The sequence below is a fragment of the Pseudarthrobacter ribosi genome (assembly GCF_055412865.1).
In genome coordinates this window covers 221,430-243,892 of sequence record NZ_JBVAYZ010000006.1, presented here as the reverse complement: position 1 = coordinate 243,892, position 22,463 = coordinate 221,430, and the positions used below count along the sequence as shown (strand labels likewise).

General features: G+C 69.4%; 21 protein-coding genes. 4 read left to right on the top strand and 17 right to left on the bottom strand.

The genetic code is table 11. The features are described 5' to 3' along the window. Positions 1–88: 88 nt before the first annotated feature. A complete protein-coding gene (locus ACZYZ5_RS09025; protein ID WP_307458145.1) occupies positions 89–436 on the bottom strand; it encodes a thiamine-binding protein in 348 nt (115 codons plus the stop codon). 167 nt (positions 437–603) lie between these two features. Between ACZYZ5_RS09025 and ACZYZ5_RS09020 the strand changes: the two genes are divergently transcribed. Both ACZYZ5_RS09020 and ACZYZ5_RS09015 read left to right on the top strand, forming a co-directional pair. Further along, positions 604–1,236: a TetR/AcrR family transcriptional regulator gene (locus tag ACZYZ5_RS09020; RefSeq protein ID WP_463901071.1), complete on the top strand. Its 633-nt coding sequence runs from the start codon at positions 604–606 to the stop codon at positions 1,234–1,236. A 5-nt stretch (positions 1,237–1,241) separates the two neighbouring features. Next, complete coding sequence (locus ACZYZ5_RS09015) at positions 1,242–1,658, top strand: YkvA family protein (RefSeq protein WP_463901069.1); 417 nt, start codon at positions 1,242–1,244, stop codon at positions 1,656–1,658. Positions 1,659–1,662: 4 nt separating this feature from the next. Here ACZYZ5_RS09015 and ACZYZ5_RS09010 read toward each other — a convergent pair whose 3' ends face one another. The 6 genes from ACZYZ5_RS09010 to ACZYZ5_RS08985 all read right to left on the bottom strand — a co-directional run bounded on the left by ACZYZ5_RS09010 (position 1,663) and on the right by ACZYZ5_RS08985 (position 5,107). Beyond that, the gene (locus ACZYZ5_RS09010; RefSeq protein WP_463901122.1) at positions 1,663–2,388 is read right to left on the bottom strand and encodes a GAF and ANTAR domain-containing protein; all 726 of its coding nucleotides are present in this window, start codon (positions 2,386–2,388) and stop codon (positions 1,663–1,665) included. Beyond that, positions 2,388–2,579, bottom strand: coding sequence for a hypothetical protein (locus ACZYZ5_RS09005; protein WP_463901067.1), 192 nt, complete (start codon positions 2,577–2,579; stop codon positions 2,388–2,390). Before ACZYZ5_RS09005 ends, ACZYZ5_RS09010 begins: the two co-directional genes overlap by 1 nt. Before the next feature lie 83 nt (positions 2,580–2,662). After that, positions 2,663–2,974, bottom strand: coding sequence for an AzlD domain-containing protein (locus ACZYZ5_RS09000; RefSeq protein ID WP_307458128.1), 312 nt, complete (start codon positions 2,972–2,974; stop codon positions 2,663–2,665). After that, entirely contained in the window at positions 2,971–3,717 is a 747-nt protein-coding gene (locus tag ACZYZ5_RS08995; protein ID WP_463901120.1) for an AzlC family ABC transporter permease, read from the bottom strand. Before ACZYZ5_RS08995 ends, ACZYZ5_RS09000 begins: the two co-directional genes overlap by 4 nt. Then, the gene (locus tag ACZYZ5_RS08990) at positions 3,714–4,157 is read right to left on the bottom strand and encodes a DoxX family protein (RefSeq protein ID WP_463901065.1); all 444 of its coding nucleotides are present in this window, start codon (positions 4,155–4,157) and stop codon (positions 3,714–3,716) included. Before ACZYZ5_RS08990 ends, ACZYZ5_RS08995 begins: the two co-directional genes overlap by 4 nt. Before the next feature lie 50 nt (positions 4,158–4,207). Beyond that, the gene (locus ACZYZ5_RS08985; protein WP_463901063.1) at positions 4,208–5,107 is read right to left on the bottom strand and encodes a glycerophosphodiester phosphodiesterase; all 900 of its coding nucleotides are present in this window, start codon (positions 5,105–5,107) and stop codon (positions 4,208–4,210) included. 182 nt (positions 5,108–5,289) lie between these two features. On the opposite strand from ACZYZ5_RS08985, the gene ACZYZ5_RS08980 reads away from it, so the two are divergent. Then, positions 5,290–6,495, top strand: coding sequence for a DUF445 domain-containing protein (locus ACZYZ5_RS08980; RefSeq protein WP_463901119.1), 1,206 nt, complete (start codon positions 5,290–5,292; stop codon positions 6,493–6,495). A gap of 16 nt (positions 6,496–6,511) precedes the next feature. Here the strand turns inward: ACZYZ5_RS08980 and ACZYZ5_RS08975 are convergent, their stop codons facing one another. The 9 genes from ACZYZ5_RS08975 to ACZYZ5_RS08935 form a co-directional block, all read right to left on the bottom strand. Further along, positions 6,512–7,732, bottom strand: coding sequence for an MFS transporter (locus tag ACZYZ5_RS08975; protein WP_463901061.1), 1,221 nt, complete (start codon positions 7,730–7,732; stop codon positions 6,512–6,514). A 50-nt stretch (positions 7,733–7,782) separates the two neighbouring features. Further along, positions 7,783–8,610, bottom strand: a complete 828-nt coding sequence (gene narI / locus ACZYZ5_RS08970) for a respiratory nitrate reductase subunit gamma (protein ID WP_463901059.1) — start codon at positions 8,608–8,610, stop codon at positions 7,783–7,785. 2 nt (positions 8,611–8,612) lie between these two features. Next, positions 8,613–9,233, bottom strand: a complete 621-nt coding sequence (narJ, locus tag ACZYZ5_RS08965) for a nitrate reductase molybdenum cofactor assembly chaperone (protein WP_463901057.1) — start codon at positions 9,231–9,233, stop codon at positions 8,613–8,615. Beyond that, positions 9,230–10,957 carry a nitrate reductase subunit beta gene (gene narH, locus ACZYZ5_RS08960; protein ID WP_463901055.1) on the bottom strand — a complete coding sequence of 576 codons (1,728 nt, stop codon included), beginning with the start codon at positions 10,955–10,957 and terminating at the stop codon, positions 9,230–9,232. Before narH ends, narJ begins: the two co-directional genes overlap by 4 nt. Then, positions 10,957–14,667, bottom strand: coding sequence for a nitrate reductase subunit alpha (locus ACZYZ5_RS08955; RefSeq protein WP_463901053.1), 3,711 nt, complete (start codon positions 14,665–14,667; stop codon positions 10,957–10,959). Before ACZYZ5_RS08955 ends, narH begins: the two co-directional genes overlap by 1 nt. Positions 14,668–14,768: 101 nt before the next feature. Continuing rightward, positions 14,769–15,518, bottom strand: a complete 750-nt coding sequence (locus tag ACZYZ5_RS08950) for a LamB/YcsF family protein (protein ID WP_463901051.1) — start codon at positions 15,516–15,518, stop codon at positions 14,769–14,771. Beyond that, complete coding sequence (locus ACZYZ5_RS08945) at positions 15,509–16,363, bottom strand: hypothetical protein (RefSeq protein ID WP_463901117.1); 855 nt, start codon at positions 16,361–16,363, stop codon at positions 15,509–15,511. Before ACZYZ5_RS08945 ends, ACZYZ5_RS08950 begins: the two co-directional genes overlap by 10 nt. A gap of 101 nt (positions 16,364–16,464) precedes the next feature. After that, on the bottom strand, positions 16,465–17,055 hold the full coding sequence (locus ACZYZ5_RS08940; protein WP_463901049.1) for a hypothetical protein: 591 nt from the start codon (positions 17,053–17,055) through the stop codon (positions 16,465–16,467). 57 nt (positions 17,056–17,112) lie between these two features. Further along, on the bottom strand, positions 17,113–18,486 hold the full coding sequence (locus ACZYZ5_RS08935) for an NAD-dependent succinate-semialdehyde dehydrogenase (protein ID WP_463901048.1): 1,374 nt from the start codon (positions 18,484–18,486) through the stop codon (positions 17,113–17,115). Between the two features lie 237 nt (positions 18,487–18,723). Here ACZYZ5_RS08935 and ACZYZ5_RS08930 point away from each other — a divergent pair, with 237 nt between their 5' ends. Further along, positions 18,724–20,106, top strand: a complete 1,383-nt coding sequence (locus ACZYZ5_RS08930) for an MFS transporter (RefSeq protein WP_463901046.1) — start codon at positions 18,724–18,726, stop codon at positions 20,104–20,106. Here ACZYZ5_RS08930 and ACZYZ5_RS08925 read toward each other — a convergent pair. Next, positions 20,077–22,407 carry a glycoside hydrolase family 65 protein gene (locus ACZYZ5_RS08925; RefSeq protein WP_463901044.1) on the bottom strand — a complete coding sequence of 777 codons (2,331 nt, stop codon included), beginning with the start codon at positions 22,405–22,407 and terminating at the stop codon, positions 20,077–20,079. The two genes, ACZYZ5_RS08930 and ACZYZ5_RS08925, sit on opposite strands and share 30 nt — an antisense overlap. Positions 22,408–22,463 lie beyond the last annotated feature (56 nt).

Here is a 22,463-nt window from a genome sequence, read left to right as displayed (position 1 = left end):
GCCCCCAGTCTTCCAGCTGGCCCGTCCCGGCGGTAGGCCGTCGCGGGTCTGGGTCCGGCCCGGACTTCCGGCCCGCGGCACCGCCTGGCTAGTCGCCGAGCGCCTGCTCCAGGCGGTCCAGTTTTCCGGTCAGTTCGCCCGTGAAGCCCGGACGGATGTCCGCCTTGATGACGAGGGAGACCCTGCTGCCGTAACGGCCCACGGCCTCGGTGGCCCGCTTCACGACGTCGAAGACTTCATCCCACTCGCCCTCGATCGTGGTGAACATCGAGTCGGTGTGGTTCGGCAGGCCGGACTCCCGGACGATCCGCACCGCTTCGGCGACGGCGTCGTGGACGGACGCCTCGTCCGCAGGGACGGCCGCGGAACCGGCGGGCGAGTCATCGGCCGTGCGTGCTGGACGGCCTGAGGGTGCGACAGAGAATGCAAGCAACATGGCACCAGTCTGTCACGTGCTCGAAAGCCGTGACGGCGCGGCTGGAGCCCGAATCTGCCCCGCTCCGGGACCGGGCCCCGGCCCGGAGCCGGCGGCCGGCACCGTCACATAAATCAATACCCGGAAGTAACCTCCCCGCCCCGGCTCTGCGTTGCTAACCTAAGCAAATGAACCGGGTAGCAGACCGCAGGCCGCTCCGCGCCGATGCCGCGCGGAACGTGGACAAGATCATCACCGCCGCCCGCCAGTGCTTCCGGGAGCACGGCCCGGAGGTGCCGCTGCAGACCATCGCCGTGACGGCCGGCGTCGGTCCGGCCACGCTTTTCAGGAACTTCGCCGACAAGGAAGAACTGGTCCTCGCGGCCCTGCACCGCCAGCTCGGCCTGCTGGTCGACCCGGTCATCGAGGAGGCCCTCGCCGGGCCGGACGCCGCGGACGGGCTCTTCCTCGTCATTGACGCGCTGATGGGCGTTGCCAGCGAGGAGGCCAACCTGCTGGGAGCCGTCGCCGGCCGGCGCGGACTCCTCACCGGCATCACGGGCGACCTGATCGAGTCCGTGGCCGTGCTGCTGGGCCGCGGACAGGGCCAGGGAACCCTGCGCAGCGACATTTCCATGACGGACCTGATCCGCCTGCTGGCCATGCTGATCGGTGTTGTGGACACCATGGAAGCCGGTTCGGATGCCTGGCGCCGTCCTGTTGCCCTGGTCGAGGACGCCATCCGCACGGAGCGCCCGAACCGGCCGCTGCCGCCGCAGGCGCCGCTGCCGGGCACGGCATTCGACTCTGTCCTCGGCTAGTACCGGTGTCATGGGAAACCGTGGCCGGCGCTGTTGGCGGCGTGCTGCTGGTTTACGCCGTTCTGCTGCTACTCCTGTGGGGTTATGCGCGCCGGCACCCGGAAACGGTCGCGATGAAGGACGCGCTGCGGCTGCTGCCGGACCTGCTGCGGCTCCTGCGGCGGCTGCTCGCTGACAAGACCCTGGACGCCGGGGTGCGGATTCGGCTGGCCCTGCTCCTGGCCTACCTGCTCTCGCCGATCGATATTGTGCCGGACTTCGTGCCCGTGATCGGGTACGCGGACGACGTGATCATCGTCGCCCTCGTGCTGCGCTCGGTGATCGCGCGGGCGGGCGGGGATGCGGTGCGCCGGCACTGGCCCGGAACCCCCGACGGGCTGCAGCTCATCCTCAGGCTCACCGGCCTCGGAGCCCCGCGGTAAGAGCTTAGGCGCTGAAGGCCGTTCCGGCCGGGCTGCTGTCGAACCGCCGGAGAATCTCCTCGGCAATGACCCGGAGCTTGACGTTTCTGGTGTTGGATACCTTGGCCAGCAACTCGAAGGCTTCGGTCTGCGAGCAGCGGCTCTGCGCCATGAGGATTCCGGTGGCCAGGTTGATCACGGTCCGTGACCGCATGGCCTGCAGCAGGTCCCGGTTCAGGCCCTTGGCGGCGTCCAACCGGACAGCGAGCCGCATCACCCTGGCGGCGCGGACCGCGAGCGCCCCGCAGGCTGACACGGCGCCGTCGTCGAACGCCTCGCCGGACGTCGACGAGAAGGTCAGGACGGCCGTTGCGTCCCGGTCCGCCAGCAGCGTTACCGCGAGAATACTGCGGTTCCCACGCTGGGCGGCGGCCCGCTGGTAGCGCCTCCACCGGGGATCCATCGTTGTGTCCGGGACCAGCACCGCCAGCCCGGTCTCCCGGGCCTCCAGTCCCGGGCCCTCCGCCACACCGTCCTGCAGACTGTCCAGTGCCAGCGCCTCCCGGCTGCTGCCGGCCAGGACCGTCGGCTGACGGCGCCGGGCCAGCCGCACCGAGCACCGCACCGGGCGGCCCGTTTCGGCTGCGGCGAACTCGGCGGCCAGGGCCGACAACTGCCGGAGGAAATCCTCCAGCGCGTCGTTGTCCAGCAGGAGGTCCTGCAGTCGCTCCGAGAGCCGGGCTCTAAGCATCAATCGTCCGCCGGCTTCTCTTGGGCCGCCTGCACGTGATGCTGCAGCTTCTCCTCAGCCTCGCGCCGGCGGCGGGCCATCTCCCGCAGTTCCCGGGTGGACTCCGCCCCCGGCGATACGAACGGCTCGTGCGGCTTGGGGTTCCGGCCCTTGCCGGGCGCAGCCGTATCCGGATCCTCGTTGTCGCTCATATCCGTATGCTCCCACGGGGCGTTGGCGGCAAGTAGGGACTAAAGACCGTTACGGAGCGGTGTGGCAGGAGGTAGCGGAGCTGCTAGCCCCAGCCCAGCAGTCTGAGTCCCGCTGCCGCGCCGGCCCCGGCGAGGACGACCACCAGGAACGGCGCCCGTAGCAGCAGGGCGATGCCTGCCGCGGCGAGTGCCCCCAGGCGTGCGTCCAGCGCCAGCGTCTGGCCGGAGGCCACGGTGTTCACGATCGTCAGGGATGCCAGCAGCCCGATGGTCATGGTCCCGGCGATCCGGGACATCCGGGGGTCGCGCAGCACGCTGGCGGGGACCAGATAGCCCAGCAGTTTCCAGGCGTAGGCCAGCAGGCAGGAGAGCAGCAGCCACATCCACAGGCTCATGCGGCATCCCCGGAGGGACGCCCGTGCGGGTGCGGGTGTTCGGCGTAGGGGTCCATGTCCGGTTCCATCCCTTCGTCGCTGCGGCCGTGGCTGAACCACCCGATAGCTGCGGCCACCACCGCGGCTACCAGGATCGGCACCCCGGCGGGAACAAACGGTACGGCCAGCACGGTGGCCAGGGCGCAGACGACGGCGATCGCCACCGGCTCGCGGCCCTTGAGCCGTGGCCAGAGCAGACCCAGGAATGCCGCGACGGCGGCACCGTCCAGGCCCCACTGCTTGGGATCCCCCAGCGACGCCCCGGCCAGTGCGCCCATGGCGGTGAACAGGTTCCAGAGGACGAAGATGCCCAGGCCTGCGGTCCAGAAGCCGCGCTTCTGCTCGAGCGGGTCGGTCTGACCCGTGCTCGTGGCGGTGGATTCGTCGATGGTGACGTGGGCGGCGGCGAACCGCAGCCAGCCGCGCGGCCGCAGCAGGGCGTTGATCTGCATGCCGTAGATCCCGTTGCGCATGCCCAGCAAGGTGGCCGCACCCATCGCGGCGACGCCGGAGCCGCCCCCGGCCACCACCCCGATGAAGGCGAACTGCGAGCCGCCGCTGAACAGCAGCAGGCTCAACGCCATGGTCTGCCAGAAGTCGAGCCCGGAGGTGACGGACAGCGCGCCAAACGACACGCCATAGAGGCCGGTGGCGATGCTGATGGACAGCCCGACCCGGACGGCCGGGGACTGCAGGAGCCTCACCGCGGGACCGGGCTGCGCAGTCTCCACGCCCAGACGATCAGCGGCGCCTGCAGCGGCAGCCGCAAAGTGTGCGCCCGGCGCTGGCCGGGCGTCCCGTCCGGGCCGTACGCCTTGCGGAGGGCGTCGAGGTGTCCGGCGAGGAAAACGGTGAACATCGCCGCGACGCAGCCGGCGGCGGCACGGCGGGTCGCCGGGACCAGGAGCCCGACGGCGGCGCCCGCCTCCAGCAGGCCGCTGAGCGCCACCCACTCCTCCCGGGACAGCACGGCGAGCGGGCTGTTGGGGCGTTCGCCGGTGTCGTCGCGGCAGAGGAAGTCCGGGACCACCGGGTCGAAGAAACCGGGATCCTCGAAGTGCTTCGCGGCGCTGGCCAGCAGCAGGGCGCTCATCGCCGCGGCGGAAAGCGTCTGGGTGTCCCGGCCGGACCAGCGAGAAGGCATGGAACAACTCAATCACAGCCACGGGGTGCCCGCTATCCGCGGCCGCCGGTCTAGCGGCGGCTCTGGGTGCCGGCCGACAGCTGGGCGAGGACCTGCGCGGGCCGGTTCGTGGTGATCTCGTGGATCCCGAGCTCCTGGCAGAGCGCGACGTCGTTTTCCGAGTCCACGGTCCACACCCGGAAGCGGCGGCCGGAATTAAGCCAGCGCCGGATGGTCCGGGAATGCCCGCGGACGTAGTCGATGCCCGGTCCGGCAAGCCCGGTTTGGCAGTCGTCCAGGATCCGCTCGGCTTCGGTTTGCGCTGCCTTCATCAGGTTCGCGAGCGCCCCGCCGGTGATCGCCCCGAGGCCAAGCTCCTCGCGGATCTCCAGGACGCTGACGTCGTCCACGAGCTGGCACACGGCGTCGGACGGGACTGATTTCAGCAGGTGCTTCACCGAATCCGGGCTGAAGCTCATGAAGGACACCGTGATCTTGCCGAGCCGCGACGTCGCCGGATCCCACCCCTGGGACCGGAGGACCTCCAGGACCCGGTCTTCCAGCTTGAGCTGGAAGGGGCTGGGGTGTTTGAGCTCAATCGCCAGGCCGATCTCCCGGCCGGCGGCCTGCAGCAGGACCAGCAGCTCCGGAAGCGTCAGCAGCTGGGTGGACCTGGCACCGTATGCGTCCGGGATCCGGACGCCCTTCCAGGAGGAAAAGTCCAGCTGCCGGAGCTCGTTGAGGGTCCGGTCCGCGACCGGCCCGGTGCCGTCGGAGGTGCGGTCCAGGTTGGCGTCGTGCAGGAGCACCGCGTGCTGGTCCCGGGTGAGGTGGATGTCGCACTCCACGCCGTCGGCGCCGTCGGCGATGGCCTGCAGGTAGGCGGCCCGGGTGTGTTCGGCGAACGCGCCGCTCGAACCGCGGTGGGCGTAGACCAGCGGACGGGCTGCGGTGGTCTCGGCAGTCGTCATGCTGCCACGTTAGCCGACAACCGCTGCCCAAGCGGGACTAGGCTGGGCACATGCAGGTGAAAACTGAGCCAAGTGCCCGTCCGGAAGACCACGGCTACGCCGGAGCTGCCGCGGCCGGCGACGCCGCCCGCCGCCACACCGTGTCCGCCGGCGACGCCGAGAAGGCCGCCGCGCTGCGGAAGATGAAACTGCTGGCGCTCTCGCTGCTGGTCCTGATGGCGATCATCTTTGTGGTCGCCTTCGCCCTGCAGAAGCAGTACCCCTGGCTGGAATACGTCCGGGCCGCGGCCGAAGGCGGCATGGTCGGCGCCCTCGCGGACTGGTTCGCGGTGACGGCGCTGTTCAAGTACCCGATGGGCCTCAAAATCCCGCACACCGCCATCATTCCGCAGCGCAAGGACCAGATCGGCGCCTCGCTGGGCGAATTCGTGGAGACCAACTTCCTCTCCGAGCAGGTGGTCCAGGAAAAACTGGCCTCCGTCGACATTGCCCGGAAGGCCGGGGCCTGGCTCTCCGGGCCCGGCGGCGCCGAGCGCGTCGCCAAGGAGGGCGCCGCCGTCATCCGCGGCGCCTTTACCGTGCTCAATGACGACGACGTCCAGGCCGTGATCGAGGGCATGGTCCGCCGGCATCTGCTCGCCCCGCCGTGGGGTCCTCCGGTGGGCCGGGTCGCCCAGCGGATCTTCGAGGACGGCCACCACCACGCCCTGGTGGACCTGCTCGTGGACCGCACCGTGGACTGGGTGCGGGACAACCAGGAAACGGTCAACCGGCTGGTCACCGACCGTTCCCCGACGTGGGTGCCCTCGTTCGTGGACGGGCTCGTGGGCGACAAGGTTTACGTGGAGATCCTGAAGTTCACCCGCGCGGTGCAGTCCGACCCGCGGCACCAGGTGCGCCTGTCGATCGATAAGTACCTCAAGGACCTCGCGCAGGACCTCCAGCATGATCCGGTGATGATCGCCCGGGCCGAAGGCATCAAGGCGCAGGTCCTGGGCGATCCCGAGATCCGGGAACTCGCCTCCCGCACCTGGGGGACCATCAAGGCCGCGCTGCTCTCCGCCGTCGACGATCCGCACAGCGAGCTGACGGTCCGGTTCAAGGCCGCCGTGCATGACTTCGGCACCCGGCTGGTGGTTGACCCCGAGCTGGCCGGCAAGGTGAACAAGTGGATCGGGGACGCCGCGGGGTACCTCGTGAAGACGTACCGCTCGGACATCGCGGGCGTGATCACCGATACCGTGGCCCGCTGGGACGCCGAGGAGACCTCGGAGAAGATCGAACTCCAGATCGGCAAGGACCTGCAGTTCATCCGGATCAACGGCACCGTGGTGGGCGCCCTCGCCGGGCTCGCGATCTTCACGGTGGCGCATCTGGCCTTCGGCTGACACCCGGTGCTCCCGTCTAGGCGGCGACCTTCGCCTTGGCCCGGCCCGGGACGGCGAAGATCGTGAAGGCCAGCGCGGCAAGCGACGTGACGACCAGCAGCAGCAGCCCGATCGAGTAGCTGTGCGTCGCGGGGTCGTAGGTCGCTCCCATGATCAGCGGCGGGAAGTAGCCGCCGAGTCCGCCGGCGGCGCTGACCACGCCGCTGATGCTGCCGACTTTCCCCGGCGGGGGGAGCACGCCCACCCAGGCGAACACCCCGCCCGCCCCGAGTCCCAGCGCCGCCGCCATGGCGACGAATGTCAGGCCGGCGGGGACCTCGCCGTCGGGCTGCAGGTTCACCACCCAGGCGAGGACCGCGACACCTGCCAGTGAGGTGATCACAACGGGCTTGGGCCCGAACTTGTCCGCGAGCACCCCGCCCACGGGCCGTGCCAGCACCGCCGCCAGCGCGAAGCCGGCGGTGCGGGCCCCGGCGCCGCTCGGGTCGAAGCTGTAGACGTCGCGGAGGTAGGTGGGCAGGTAGGTGGCGAACGAGACGAAGCCGCCGAAGACCACGGCGTAGAGGAAGCACAGCTTCCAGGTGATCGGGGTCTTCGCGGCGTCGACCAGCTTGGGCAGGACGGGGAGGTTGTTGCGGGTCCAGCCCGGGGCTTCCTTCATCAGGAACCAGACCAGGGCCGCCATGACAGCGAGGATCCCCGCGATCAGCAGGTGCGTGGGGAAATAGCCGATCCCGGCGACCAGCCGCGGGTTCAGGAAGGCGGCCAGCGCCGTGCCGCCCATCCCTGCGCCGAAGACGCCGGTGGCGAAGCCGCGCCGGGAGGGCTCGTACCAGGCGCTGACGAAGGGAATCCCGACGGCGAAGACCGTTCCGGCGACGCCCAGCAGCAGCCCGGCGCCCAGCACCAGGGCGAAGGAACCGAGGAGCCCGCCAACCGCCACGAGCAGGATCGGGAGGATGGAGGCCAACAGCACGAAGGTGAACATGGCCCGGCCGCCGTACCGGTCCGTCAGGGTGCCGACGACGACCCGGCCCAGCGAGCCGACGAACACGGGCATGGCCACGAGCACGCCCGTGGCGGCCGGGGTGAGCTGGAGGGTCTGCGTGTAAAACGCGCCGAGGGTGGCCACCGAGTTCCAGGCCCAGAAACCGACTACCGACGCCGAGGTGGCGAGCACGAGGTTCAGGGTCCGCCCTGCGGGGGCGGCCGACGGAAAAGGCTCGGATCCGGCCACTGGTGGTCCTCTCAGTTCGACATCTATTGCGCGCCGGGCTGCGGCCCGGATCAGCGGTTCCGGGTGTCCCGGTCGCGGGTTCCGACGGCGGACCAGCCGCGGCGGGCCGCGACGTTGGAGGCCCGCGCGGCCGGGGCGCCCGCCTTGCTGCCGTCCCGGTCCCGGGAGCGGTAGACGATGTAGGGACGGAAAAGGTAGTGGAACGGGGCGGTAAAGGCATGGACCAGCCGGGTGAAGGGCCAGATCACAAACAGCGCCATGCCCACGAGGGTGTGCAGGTGGAAGGAGAACGGCGCGGCCGCCATGGCCGCCAGGTCCGGCTGGAAGACGAACAGGGAGCGGAACCACGGGGCCACCGTCTCGCGGTAGTTGTGGCCGTGCCCGCCCTCGAAAACACTGGCCAGGGTGGTCCACAGGCCGAACACGATGGCGGCGGTCAGCACCACGTACATGGTCTTGTCGTTCCTGGTAGTGGCCATAAAGACCGGCCCGGTGGTGCGGCGGCGGTAGATCAGCAGGAGGATCCCGCCGAGTGTGCCCACCCCCGCGATGCCGCCCACGAAGAGGGCGTTGAAGTGGTAGAAGTCCTGGCTCATTCCCGCTGCCTGGGTCCAGGCCATCGGAATGACCAGCCCGAAGAAGTGGCCGGCGATCACGGCGAGCAGGCCGAAGTGGAACAAGGGTGAGGCGATCCGCAGCAGCCGCGATTCGTAGAGCTGGGACGATCGGGTGGTCCAGCCGAACTGGTCGTACTTGTAGCGCCAGATAAGGCCGCCGACCAGCACAACGACCATGATGTAGGGCAGGACGCCCCAGAGCACGATGTCCAGGGCGGAGAGTTCGACGGCGGATCCGGGCCCGGTCTCGGACACCAGCATGGTCAGGCCCCCTTCACGGGCAGCAGTCGCGGATCGTACGGATCCAGGCCCACCGCTTCGGCGGGCGGGCCGTAGCCGGCCATCCGCATCACCGCCTGCTCGTCGGCCGGCGACTTCCCGGGCAGCGTGGCGCAGATGGCCTGCAGGATCCGGGCGTGCGGAAGCTCATCCCGGAGCAGCCCGAACCGGAGCATCTCCAGGCTCGCCCGGAAGCGGGTCAGCAGCTCACGGCCGGCGGCGAGGTCCACGAGCGCGGCGTATTCCAGCACCATCGGCAGGTAGTCAGGCAGTTCCCCGTGGGTGTCCACCAGGATGTCGCTTTGCCGGTAGGTTTTCTTGAAGTTGCCCAGGACTTCGCCGCGGCGCCGGGTGTCCCCGTCCGTCCAGTAGGACAGGTGCAGGGCGTGGCGCTTGCCGAGGTCGAACTCGCGCACGTACCGGGCCTGGCTTTCCATCGGCGGTATGGATTCCAGCGAATCCAGCACCTCCTGGAAGTCCGCGGCCGCGCCGCGGAACTCGGCCAGCGCGGCCCGCATGAGCGGCACCTTGCCGATCAGGTCCTCGTCCGGGTAGGACAGGCACCAGGACGCCGCCAGATAGACCACCTGCTCGCGGCGGCTCATGACCGCTCGCCGCCCGCCGGGGTGCCGGGGCCCGGCGCGGTTTCCGGAAGCAGCGGCTTTTCCGGAAAGAGCGCCTTTTCCGGGAACAGCCCGGAGGGGGCCCCCGTCCCGTCCCAGTTGAGCAGGTTCACCCGGCCGCGCAGGGTCGTTTCGCCGGGCGCCGCGTCGGAGGTCTGCCGGTCGCGCAGGGCGTTGAAGGTTTCCACCGCCACCGGGACGGGCCGGCCGCTGGCTTCGCCGAACGGGGCGGAATCCTGCATGCCCGGGCCGCCTTCGAAGTCCAGCGAGCAGCCCATCTCCTCCAGGTCGTGCGCCTGTTCCACATGGGCCTTGGGGATGACGTACCGCTCCTCGTATTTCGCGATCGCCATCAGCCGGTACATCTCGTACATCGTCTGGCTGTCCATGCCCACGGCTTCGGGGATGGAGTCGTCCGGGTCGTTGCCGAGGCTGATGCCGCGCATGAAGGAGCGCATCGCCGCGAGTTTCTTCAGCACCGCGGTGACCCGGTCCGCGTCGCCGGCGGTGAAGAGTTCCGCGAGGTATTCCACCGGGATGCGCAGCGCGTCGATGGCGCCGAAGAGGTTGCCGGCGTCCTCGCCGTCGTGCCCCTGGTCGCGCAGCAGGTCCACTACCGGTGAGAGCGGCGGCACGTACCAGACCATCGGCATGGTCCGGTATTCGGGGTGCAGCGGCAGGGCCACCTTGTAGACCTTGGCGAGGGCGTAGACCGGCGAGCGCCGGGCGGCGTCAATCCAGTCCTCCGGGATGCCCTGCGCCCGGGCTTCGGCCTGGACGGCGGGGTCGTTCGGGTCCAGCAGCACGTCCATCTGGGCGTCGTAGAGTTCCTGGGGGTCCGTGACGGACGCCGCGGCCGTGACGGCGTCGGCGTCGTACAGGAACAGCCCCAGGTACCGCAGCCGGCCCACGCAGGTCTCCGAGCAGACCGTCGGCAGCCCCACCTCCACCCGCGGGTAGCAGAAGGTGCATTTCTCGGCCTTGCCGGTCTTGTGGTTGAAGTAGATCTTCTTGTACGGGCAGCCGGTCACGCACTGCCGCCAGCCGCGGCATTTGTCCTGGTCCACCAGGACAATCCCGTCCTCCACGCGCTTGTAGATCGCGCCGGAGGGGCAGGAGGCCATGCAGGAGGGGTTCAGGCAGTGTTCGCAGATCCGCGGCAGGTAGAACATGAAGGTCTGCTCGTAGGCGAACTTGATCTTGTCTTCGGAGTCCCGCCGGACCTTTTCCACGATCGGGTCCAGGTGCCCGTGCTCGGTGGAACCGCCCAGGTCGTCGTCCCAGTTCGCCGACCAGGTGATTTTGGTGTCCTTCCCGGTGATCAGGGACTTGGGCCGGGCCACCGGGAAATCATCGCCCAGGGGCGCGTCCACGAGGGTCTTGTAGTCGTAGGTCCACGGCTCGTAGTAGTCCTTGAGTTCGGGCTGGACCGGGCTGGCGAAGATCCCGAAGAGCTTCTTGACCCGGCCGCCGGCCTTGAGGACCAGCTTGCCGCGTTTGTTCAGCACCCAGCCGCCCTGCCACTTGTCCTGGTCCTCGTACCGGCGCGGATACCCCTGGCCGGGGCGGGTTTCGACGTTGTTGAACCAGACGTATTCGGTGCCGGCACGGTTGGTCCAGGCCTGCTTGCAGGTCACGGAGCAGGTGTGGCAGCCGATGCATTTGTCCAGGTTCATGACCATGCCCATTTGAGCCATAACACGCATCAGTACTGCACCTCCTGGGAACGACGGCGGACGGTGGCGACCATGTCGCGCTGGTTCCCGGTGGGGCCGAGGTAGTTGAACGCGTAGGCCTGCTGGGCGTACCCGCCGATCAGGTGCGAGGGTTTGACCAGCAGCCGCGTCACGGAATTGTGGATACCGCCGCGGCGCCCGGTGGCCTCGGACTTCGGCACGTCGATGGTGCGTTCCTGCGCGTGGTGGACGTAGACCACCCCGGCCGGCATCCGGTGGCTGACGATGGCCCGGGCCACCAGGACGCCGTTGATGTTCAGGCACTCCACCCAGTCGTTGTCCTTGACCTGGATGGCGTCCGCGTCGGCGGGGCTCATCCAGACCGTCGGTCCGCCGCGGGAGAGCGAGAGCATCAGCAGGTTGTCCTGGTATTCGGAGTGGATGGACCACTTGGAGTGCGGGGTCAGGTAGCGGACCACCACCTCCATGGCCCCGTCCTGGCCGAGTTTGGGTTCGCCGAAGAGCTTGTGCATGTCCAGCGGCGGCCGGTAGATCGGCAGGGCCTCGCCGATGTCGATCATCCAGTCGTGGTCGAGGAAGAAGTGCATCCGGCCGGTCAGGGTGTGGAAGGGCTTGAGCCGTTCGATGTTGATGGTGAAGGGGGCGTAGCGCCGCCCGCCCGTTTCGGAGCCGGACCATTCCGGCGAGGTGATCACCGGGACGGGGCCGGCCTGGGTCTGGGCGAAGGTGATGAATTTTTCCTCGGACCCCTCGGACAGGTCCGCAAGTTTCTTCCCGGTGCGGAGTTCCAGGTCCTTGAAGCCCTGCACGGACAGCGCGCCGTTGGTGGTGCCGGAAAAGGCCAGGATGGCCTCGGCCATTTTCGCGTCGGTGTCGATCGCGGGACGGCCGTCCGCGGCGCCGCCGAGCATCACGCCGTTGGAGCGGCTGAGCCGGTCCAGGGGTCCGGCGAGTTTGTAGGTGACGTTCTTGACCGTGAAGCCCAGTTTGTCGGCCAGCGGCCCGACGGCGGCCAGCTTGTCCGCGATGGCGGTGTAGTCCCGCTCCACGACGGAAAAAACGGGCATGTTCTGCCCGGGGACCGCGGGGATGGACGTGTCCCGCCAGTCCCGGACGATCCCGCCGGGCTGGGCGAGCTGGCCGGGCGTATCGTGCTGCAGCGGCACGCTGACCAGGTCCCGGCGCACGCCCAGGTGCGTCCTGGCCTGCCGGGAGAACTCCTGGGCCAGCAGGTGGAACATGTCGAAGTCCGTTTTGGTCTCCCACGGCGGGTCGATCGCCGGGGTGAAGGCGTGCACGAAGGGGTGCATGTCGGTGGAGGACAGGTCGTGCTTTTCGTACCAGGTGGCCGCCGGGAACACGACGTCGGACAGCAGCGTCGTGGAGGTCATCCGGAAGTCCGCGGAGACCAGCAGGTCCAGTTTCCCTTCGGGCGCCTGGTCGTGCCATTTCACGTCCCGGGGTTTGAGGCCTTCGGCGTGGTCCTTGCCGAGGACATTGTTGTGCGTTCCCAGCAGGTTCCTCAGGAAGTACTCGTTGCCCTTGGCGGAGGAGCCGAACAGGTTGGAGCGCCACAGCACGAGCGTCCGCGGCCAGTTCTCCGGGGCGTCGACGTCCTCGATCGCCGGGTTCAGGGTGCGGTTCTTCAGCGCGTCCGCGATGTAGCCGGGCGTGTCCGTCGCGGTGCCGGCGGCGACGGCGGCCTCCGCCTCGTCCGCGAGGTCCAGCGGGTTGCGGTCGAACTGCGGGTAGAAGGGCATCCAGCCGAGCCGGGCGGACTGGGCCAGCGCGTCGGCGGTGTGCATGCCGTCCATGGCCCCGGTGGACAGCGGGGACTTCAGCGCGTCCGCGGAGTAGCCGTCCTGCCGCCACTGGTCCGTGTGCATGTACCAGTAGCCGGTGCCGATCATGGTCCGGGGCGGCCGGGCCCAGTCCAGGGCATTGGCCAGCGATAGCCAGCCGGTGACCGGCCGGGTCTTTTCCTGTCCCACGTAGTGCGCCCAGCCGCCGCCGTTGCGGCCCATGCAGCCGGTCAGCATCACCAGGGCCAGCACCGCCCGGTAGGTGGTGTCGCCGTGGAACCACTGGCAGATCCCGGCGCCCATGATGATCATGGACCGGCCCTTGGACTGTTCGGCGTTCCGGGCGAACTCGCGCGCCACCCGGATGCAGGCCCGCGCGGGGACGGACGTGATTTCCTCCTGCCAGGCCGGGGTGTAGGGCGTCGCGGCGTCGTCGTAGCCGGCGGCCCACTCCCCCGGGAGCCCGGCGCGGCCCACGCCGTACTGGGCCAGCATAAGGTCGAACACGGTGGTGACCAGCTGGCCCTCCACCTCGATGACGGGCACCCCGCGGCGGAGCACGCTGCCGGTGCCGTCGGCCTCCTCGAAGCAGGGCAGCAGGATCTCGGCGCTCGCAGCGGAGACTTCGCGCAGCGACAGTGCCGCTTCGATCCCCTCCAGGTCCAGGTTCCATTTGCCCTCGCCGCTGCCGGAGTAGCGGAACCCCATGGAGCCGTTGGGGACGGCGGGGCGTCCGGACGTCTTGTCGAACAGCACGGTGCGGAACGCCGCATCCTCGGCCAGGGACTCGGCCGGGATGTCCCGAGCGGTGAGGAACTTCGACGGGGTGAGGGTGCCGTCGTCGCGCCGTTCGAGCCGGACCAGGAACGGCAGGTCCGTGTACTGGCGGACGTAGTCGGAGAAGAACGGGACCTCACGCTCAACGAAGAATTCCTTCAGCATGACGTGGCCCATCGCCATGGCCAGGGCCGCGTCGGTTCCGGCCTGGGCGGGGAGCCATTCGTCGGCGAACTTCGTGTTGTCCGCATAGTCCGGGCTGACCGTGACGACCTTGGTGCCGCGGTACCGCACCTCGGCCATCCAGTGCGCGTCCGGCGTCCGGGTGACGGGGACGTTGGAGCCCCACATCATCAGGTAGCCCGCGTCCCACCAGTCGCCGGATTCCGGGACGTCGGTCTGGTCCCCGAATACCTGCGGGCTGGCCACGGGCAGGTCCGCGTACCAGTCGTAGAAGGAGGTCATCACCCCGCCGATGAGCTGGATGAAGCGGGTTCCGACCGCGTGCGAGACCATCGACATCGCGGGGATCGGCGAGAAGCCGGCGCAGCGGTCCGGACCGTAGGTCTTGATCGTGTTCACGTGGGCGGCGGCCGCGATTTCGATCGCTTCCTGCCAGGAGACCCGGACCAGGCCGCCCTTGCCGCGGGCCAGCTGGTAGCGGCGGCGGCGCTCCGGGTCCCCCACGATGTCGGCAAAGGCCAGCACCGGGTCACCCAGCCGGGCTTTGGCCTCGCGGTACATCTCGACGAGGACGCCCCGGGCGTAGGGGAACCGGACACGGGTGGGCGAGTAGGTGTACCAGGAGAAGGCCGCGCCGCGCGGGCAGCCACGCGGCTCGTATTCCGGGCTGTCCGGGCCGACGGAGGGGTAGTCGGTCTGCTGGGATTCCCAGGTGATGATGCCGTCCTTGACGTACACCTTCCAGGAGCACGAGCCGGTGCAGTTCACCCCGTGCGTGGAGCGGACCACCTTGTCGTGGCTCCACCGGTCCCGGTAGAAAATGTCGCCCTTGCGGCCGCCCTCCCGGAACACCGCCCTGCCGTCGTCGGTCTGGTCCCATTTCGTGAAAAATCGGCCCAGCTTCAACATTGCGTCCGAGGCGGGTCCGTCTAACCCCGCGGAGCCTCCGGCAGTCATGACCCCAAGCTAGGTTGCCATTTTCGGCCCGGATAGGGCCTTACGGCACTGTGCAGATCCCGCCGAGCGGGAGCCGGGCGGCGGGATCCGTCAGGCAGGGGTCAGGCGAAACTCTCCAGTTCGACGCCGGCGCTGACCAGGGCCGCGCGGATTGCGGTGGCCGTGGCGATGGAACCGGGGGTGTCACCGTGGATGCACAGCGACTGCGGTTCGATCCGGAGCACGGTGCCGTCAACGGCCTCGATCTCGCCTTTGGTGGCGAGGCGCACGGCGCGTTCGGTGATCCGGTCGACGTCGTCCAGCATGGCGCCGTCCTGCGAGCGCGGCACGAGGGTGCCGTCCGGCAGGTAGGCGCGGTCGGCGAAGGCCTCGGCGAAGATCGGGTGGCCGGCTTCCTGGGCGATGCCGAGAAGGGCGGAGCCCGGCAAGCCCAGGACGGGAAGTCCCGGATCGTAGGCCTGGATGGCGGCGACGACGGCGGAGGCCTGTTCGGCGTCGCGCACCGTCCGTTCATAGAGCGCCCCGTGCAGTTTGACGTAGTCCACCGAGGCGCCGACGGCATGCGCCACCCCGTCCAGCGCGCCGAGCTGGTACAGCACGGCGCCGTAGAGGTCATCGAAGGTGATGTCCATGGCCCGGAGGCCGAAGCCGGCGAGGTCCGGGTAGCCGAGGTGCGCGCCGACCCGGACATCGAGCTCGTAAGCAGCCCGGCAAGTGTCCAGCATGGTCACCGGGTCCCCGGCATGCAGGCCGCAGGCCACACTGGCGCTGGTGACCAGCGGGAACATCGCGGCGTCGTCGCCCATGGTCCAGTTCCCGAAGGATTCCCCCAGGTCAGCGTTCAGATCCAAAACGTGCCGCCTTCCTGCGCTGCTTTGTCCTTGCTGCCCAGCACCGCGGCCGGGCTGTCGGCTGCTGCTGCCGGGCCGGCGGGTGCCGCCGGGCCGCCCAGTTCGCCGGGGATGACGAGGGGCATCGGACCGAACGCTTCCTTGGCGTTCGCGACGACGGCGCGCCCCATCATCCGGTTGCCCACGCCGCCGACGACGGCGCCGATGCCGAACGGCAACGCCCGTCCCAGCAGGGCCGTGCCCTGCTGCTTGAGCAGGGTCCGGAGGAACATTGTCTGGATCCGTGCCCGTACTGTTCCGAAGCCGGAGAGCGGAACCCGGCGGGAGAAGAGGGATCCCCAGGCCTGGGTGGGGCCCTTGCCCTGTCCCGCGGCCTGCCCGCCCAGCGAGCTCAACAGTGCGGTGCCCTCCTCGCCCAGCATGATGGCCATGACCAGGGTGCTGGCTTTCTCCGGGTCCACCAGCCGGACGCCGTGGAGTTCGGCGAGGGAGGTGGAGAACAGTGCGGTGGCTTCGAGGAAACCGATGGTCGCGGCGGCCGAGAGGCCCAGCGCGGCGGCCGTCCCGACGCCGGGAATCACGGCCGCGCCGCCCACCAGCGCGCCGCCGCCGGTGACGGCGATGAGGTAGTCCCGTTCCAGGGTCGCGGCGAGCTGCGCCGCGGTGGCCTGCGGGTGCCTCCGCTGGAGCCGGCGGAGGTTCGCCAGCACCAGCGGGCGCTGGACTTCCACGGCCCGCAGGAGCACGTTGTGGACGCCCGGCTTGGGCTTGCCCTCGGCGTCGAACATCGCGCTGTGTGCTGACTTCTGGGCAATTCTCATTGCCGGGTTGCTGCGCTTGGCCATCATCGCCTCTCCGTGAACTATAAGGGTGCTGAGCTTCGTCTGGTGTTAACACTAGGCCACGGGCCCCCCGCTCCGCGCCCCGGCCCCGTCGGGCGGGGCAGTTAGAGCGCCCACGATTCGGCGACGGCCACAAACGCCGACGACGCCGGGCCCCGCGGCCCGGCGTACACGCTGGCGGCGCCGGGCCATTCCACCCCGAACTCCACGAGCCGGCCGGTGCCGCACGGCAGGTACACGTTGCTGAGCGAGGCGCTGGAGCCGCCGAGCTGGAAGTCGGGGGCCGCGAACTGCCGGCGGTCCAGAACACCGCTGATCTCCAGCTCGGCCTTCCGGCCGGTGGCGCGGAGCCCCTGCCCGGCGTCGAGCCCGACGTCGAACTCGTCGTCGGTGTGGGTGATGGCGCCCAGCGGGAACCGGGCGGCCTCGGGGAAATGGCGGGTCAGTTCGGTCGCCAGGGACGCGGCGAAGAATTCGCTCGTACCGTAGCTCCGCCAGCCCTGGAGCGTGGCGACCAGAAGGGCATTGCCAGCGCCCCAGCGCGACCAGTCGACCATCCAGAAGGACGCGAAGCAGCTCGCCGGCTCGCCCGGCAGTAGAGTTCCACCGGGGCCCACCGGGTGCAGGGCGAGCCCCGCGTTGGCGCCGATGAGGGCCAGGGTACGCCGCGCCGTCGCGGTGGCCGATGTATTCATGACAGGAGCCTAGCCGGGGCGCCTCCGCGGCGCGGAAGCGCCCCGCCGACACCGGGTTTAGCGCGGGGTCCGGATGAGCTTCTTGTTGACGAACTCATTCATGCCGAACCGTGCCAGTTCGCGCCCGACGCCGGAGCGCTTCACTCCGCCGAACGGCAGGTCCGCCTGCGTTTCGGCCACGGAATTGATGAACACCATGCCGGTGTCCAGCTGGTCAGCCACATCCTTGGCCTGCTCGGCGTCGGCGCTGAAGACCGCGCCGCCGAGGCCGTACGGGGAACCGTTGGCCAGCTCGATGGCCTCCTGGACGGTGGCGACCTTGTAGATGACCGCCGCCGGGCCGAAGAGCTCTTCGGAGAACGCCCGCATCCCGGGCGTCACGTCGGTCAGCACCGTGGGCTCGACGTAGGCGCCGGGGCCCTCGACGTGGTGTCCCCCGGCCCGCAGCGTGGCGCCTTTGTCCACGGCGTCCCGGATCTGCTCGATGAAGCCGTCGGCGGCACCCTGCGAGGAAAGCGGGCCAAACCGCGTGTCGGCCAGCAGGGGGTCGCCCGGCTTGATCGCGGACATCCTGGCGGTGAATTTCTCCACGAACGCCTCGTACAGGTCCTCGAGGATGATGAACCGTTTCGAGGCTGTGCAGGCCTGCCCGGCGTTCCCCATCCGTCCGCTGACCGCGGCCTTGACGGTGGCGTCGAGATCGTCGGAGTCCAGGACAATGAAGGGGTCGCTGCCGCCCAGTTCCAGCACATACTTCTTCAGGTTCCGGCCAGCCACCTCGGCAACTGCCGAACCTGCCCGTTCACTGCCGGTCAGCGAGACACCCTGGACGCGGTCATCGGCGATTACTTCTGCCACCTGGTCGTTGCTCAGGAACAGGTTGATGTAAGCCCCCTCGGGGAGCCCGGCATCCTTGAAGATCTGCTCGATGGCGAGGGCCGACTGGGGGCAGCTGCCGGCGTGCTTGAGCAGGATGGTGTTGCCGAGGATCAGGTTGGGGGCGGCGAACCGCGCCACCTGGTAGTAGGGGTAGTTCCACGGCATGATCCCCAGCAGAGGCCCGACGGGCGCGGACCGGACAATGGCCTCGCCGCCGCCCTTGACGTCAAGGAGTTCGTCCTTCAGGAAGGACGGGCCCTCCTCCGCGTAATAGGAGTAGATGTCGGCCACGAGGCCAACTTCGCCGCGGGACTGGGCCAGGGGCTTGCCCATCTCCGTGGCAATCAGCCGGGCCAGCTCGTCCCGGCGCTCCCGGTACAGTTCGGCCACCCGGGCAATCACCTTGGCGCGGGCCTCCACCGGCGCCACTTGCCAGGCCCGGAAAGCAGCCTTCGAGTCCGCCAGCGCGCGCTCCACCTCGGCCGCAGTGGCGAGCGGGAATTCCTTCAACGTTTCTCCGGTCGCGGGGTTCACTGTCTTGTAGGCAGTCATTAGTCCACCATCTCCGTTTCTGAGTAGTCCAGCTCAATCGGGCCCTGGCCGACGCCGCGTTGTTGCGGCAGAGCAGCCATCCGGGCCCTGTGCGTCGGAACGGGCCGTCCCGATGAGGTCGCCCGTCCCACTAGGCGGCAACCCGGGGACCCGTCCGGCTATTCCATCCGCCCGGCGGGAGCGGCACATGATCCTGCGGACTGGGACGGGTCCGGACCGGGCCCCTAGACTGGAGCCATGCGCTCACTGAGGGCCCTCCGCCCGTTCGCGCACCGGGAATACCGTGTGCTGATTGCTGCCCTGGCCATCTCCATTTTCGGCTCCGGAATGTGGGCCGTGGCGATGGTCTATGAGGTGATCCATCTGGGCGGCGGCCCGCTGGAGCTCTCCCTCGTGGCGGCGGCGGGCAGCGTGGGCCTCGTCGCGTTTGTGCTCGCGGGCGGCATCGCGGCGGACCGCTTCCCGCAGCGGCTCCTGATCATCGCGGTGGAGGGAGCCAACCTTGCCGTCATCGCCGTCGTCAGCGGGCTGGCCCTGCTGGGCTTGCTGCAGCTCTGGCATCTCGCGCTCGGCGGGTTTGTGCTGGGCGTCGGGGCCGCGTTCTTCTTCCCCGCCTACTCCGCCATCCTCCCCCGGATCCTGCCGCCGGAGGACCTGCTCGCGGCCAATGGCATGGAGGGGACCATGCGTCCGATGCTGCAGCAGGCCGCCGGTCCCGCCGTCGCGGGCATCCTGGTCGCCGCAATGTCCCCCGCGCAGGCCGTAACGGGGGTGGCCGTGTGCCACCTCCTGGCTTTTTCCATCCTCAACCTGCTCCACCGCCAGCCCCGGCCGGGCGCGGCGGGGCCGGCGGGACCGGAGGGCGGCGCCGCCGGGTCCGGCGGACCCGCCAGAACGTCCGTGCTGCACGACCTCCGCGAGGGGGTCAGCTATACGGTCCGCACGCCCTGGCTGCTGTGGACCCTGCTCTGGGCCTGCATCTCCGTGTTGTTCCTGATCGGACCGATTGAGGTGCTCCTGCCGTTCGTGGTCCGCGACCAGCTCGGCGGCGACTCGCGCATGTTCGGCTTCCTGCTCGCGATCGCGGGCGTCGGCGGCGCGGCGGCCTCGCTGGCCACGGCGTCGTTCCCGCTGCCGCGCCGCTATCTCAGCGTCATGATGGTGGGCTGGGGTGCGGGCAGCCTGCCGCTGGCAGCGGTCGGCATCATGGACAGCTTCTGGGCGCTGGCTGCCGCGCTGTTCATCTTCGGCGCCACCGGCGGCATGGGGATGGTCATCTGGGGGACGCTGCTGCAGCGCCGGGTGCCGCCGCACCTGCTGGGCCGCGTGTCCAGCCTGGATTTCTTCGTCTGGCTGGCCCTGATGCCGGTCTCGATGGCCCTCGCCGGACCTGCCTCGGAGGTGCTGCCGATCTGGCTCATCTTCCTGGTCGCCGGGACGGTGTGCCCGGTGATGGCCGCCGTCGCGATGGCCGTCGCCCGGATGCCGGCCGACGAACTCGCCCACCCGCTGGACGACCGCGGGCTCGACGGCCGCGGGCCGGACGACCTCGCCGACGCCACTGCCCCGGCCGAAGCCTCCGGACCGGGCTTAGACCGCCGCGCGCACGATCGGAATTGACGCCGTCGGGAGTCCGCTCGGGAAGATCGTGGGCTCCGGAACCGCGACCGGAGCCAGCGGAACCCGGGCCGTGTCGCCGTCGACCGTGAGCCGCTCGCCGCGCACCTCAACCTCCAGCGGTGCGCCCTCGCGCACGGTCAGGCTGATGGAACCCTGTTCCAGTTCGATCCGCAGCAGCCGGCCCTGGATCTTCAGGTGGAAGGACAGCCCGTCCCATTCGGCCGGCAGCCGCGGGTCGAAGTACGGCACCGCACCCTGGTCGCGCAGGCCCGCGAAGCCGCTGACCAGCGAGCTCCACACCCCGCCGGTGGAGGCGATGTGCACACCGTCGATCGTGTTGCCGTGGGTGTCGTCCAGGTCGATGAACAGCGCATGCGTGAAGTGCTCCAGCGCCGCGCCGGCGTAGCCGACCTCTGCCGCCATGATGCCCTGCACGCAGGCGGACAGGGTGGAGTCGCCGGTGGTGATCGGGTCGTAGAAGTCGAAGGCGCGGCGTTTTTCCTCGGCGGTGAAGTCCTGCCACTGCAGGAACATGGCCAGCACGCTGTCGGCCTGCTTGAGGACCTGGTGGCGGTAGATCACCAGGGGGTGGAAGTGCAGCAGCAGCGGGTACTTGGACCGGGGCGTGCTCCAGTCCCACGGCTCCAGGGTCATGAAGTCGTTGTCCTGCGAGTGCACCTGGAGGTCCTCGTCGTAGGGCAGCTGCATCCGGTTGGCGGCCTGCTCCCAGAGCTGTCGTTCGGCGTCGTCGATCTCCGCGTGGTCCAGCGCCGCCGCGGCGCGCAGATTAAACCGGGCCATGACGTTGGTGTACAGGTTGTCATTGACGACGGCGGTGTACTCGTCCGGGCCGGTGACACCGTGGATGTGGAAGAGCCCGTCCTTGCCGAAGAAGCCCAGGGAGACCCACATCCGTGCGGTCTCGATCAGCAGCTCCGAACCGAGGGTTTCCTGGAACGCCTGGTCGCCGCTGGCCCAGATGTAGCGGTTGGTGGCGAAGGCGATGGCCGCGGCGATGTGGAACTGGGCCGTGCCGGCGGCGTAGTAGGCGCTCGCCTCGAGCCCGTTGATGGTGCGCCACGGGAAGAGGGCACCGTCCACGCTGAGCTCCTTGGCGCGGATCTTGGCCTCGGGGAGCATGTTGTGGCGGAACTCGAGGACCTGGCGGGCGTTGCCCGGGCTGGTGTACGTCAGGTACGGCATCAGGTACACCTCCTGGTCCCAGAAGTAGTGGCCCTCGTACCCGGAACCGCTGACGCCCTTGGCCGGGATGCCGGCGACGTCGGCGCAGGCCGTGGCCTGGGCCAGCTGGAACAGGTTCCAGCGGACGGCCTGCTGGAGTTCGGTCTGGCCGGCGAGGACGATGTCGCTGGTGGTCCAGTACTCGCGGTAGTGCGCGGCACTTTCGGCGAAGATCTCCGCGAGCGGCCTGAGGCCCGCTTCGGCGTCGTCGGCCAGGTCCTCAGAGGCCTGCCCGACGGCGTAACTGACGCTCTTTTCCAGCACGAACGGCGCGTCGGCGCCGACGGCCAGGACATAACGCACGCTGCTGTCGTCCTCGTGCACCTGGGTGTCGAAGGGCTGCACCCCGGCGTTCGTCCAGTGGTCGACGGCCAGGCCGATGCGCTGCTTGGATTCGGCGGTCTCCCAGGACAGGCGCAGCGAGCCGTCGCCGCCGTCGAGCCGGACGGGAAGCAGCACGCGCCCGGCGTGCCGGCCGGCGCGGCGCGGGTCATGGGACGAGTGGTCCTCGACCGGCTGGTCCTGGCGGTTGATCACGGAGGAGGTCACGTCCGCGGAGATGTCCCGGTCCGCGGCCAGTTCCAGCGAGATGCCGAGCGCACCGCGGGACTCGTAGCCGACGGCGCGGCGTTCGGTGGTGGTCACGGTGGCGCCGGAGCGGCACTGCCAGGTGATCCGGCAGTCGTAGACGCCGGTGGCGAAGTCGACGCTGCGCCGGTAGTCCAGAACGGTGGATTCGTCCAGGCTCAGGGTTTCGCCGTCGATGACCACGGTGAAGTTGTTGGCGTCCGGGATGTACAGGATCCGCTGGCCGGTGCGGGCGAAACCGAAGGCGTTCTCCGCGTGCTTGATGTCCCAGGTCTCGTGGAAGCCGTTGATGAAGCTGCCCGGCAGATCGGCGTCGGGAGCTGACCAGTGGGCGCCGCGGATGCCGAGGTGGCCGTTGCCCAGGCTGAAGAGCGTCTCCAGGGTGCCGGCGTTGCCGGGGAGGTGGACGGTCTCCACCAGCTGCCAGGGGTCGTTGGGGAACCGTGCGCGGTCCGAAGTGATGAGGGCCATGGATTTTCCTTCAGGCGGTAAAGAGTCAGGTGGCGAAAGTCTGTGCGGGACCCTGC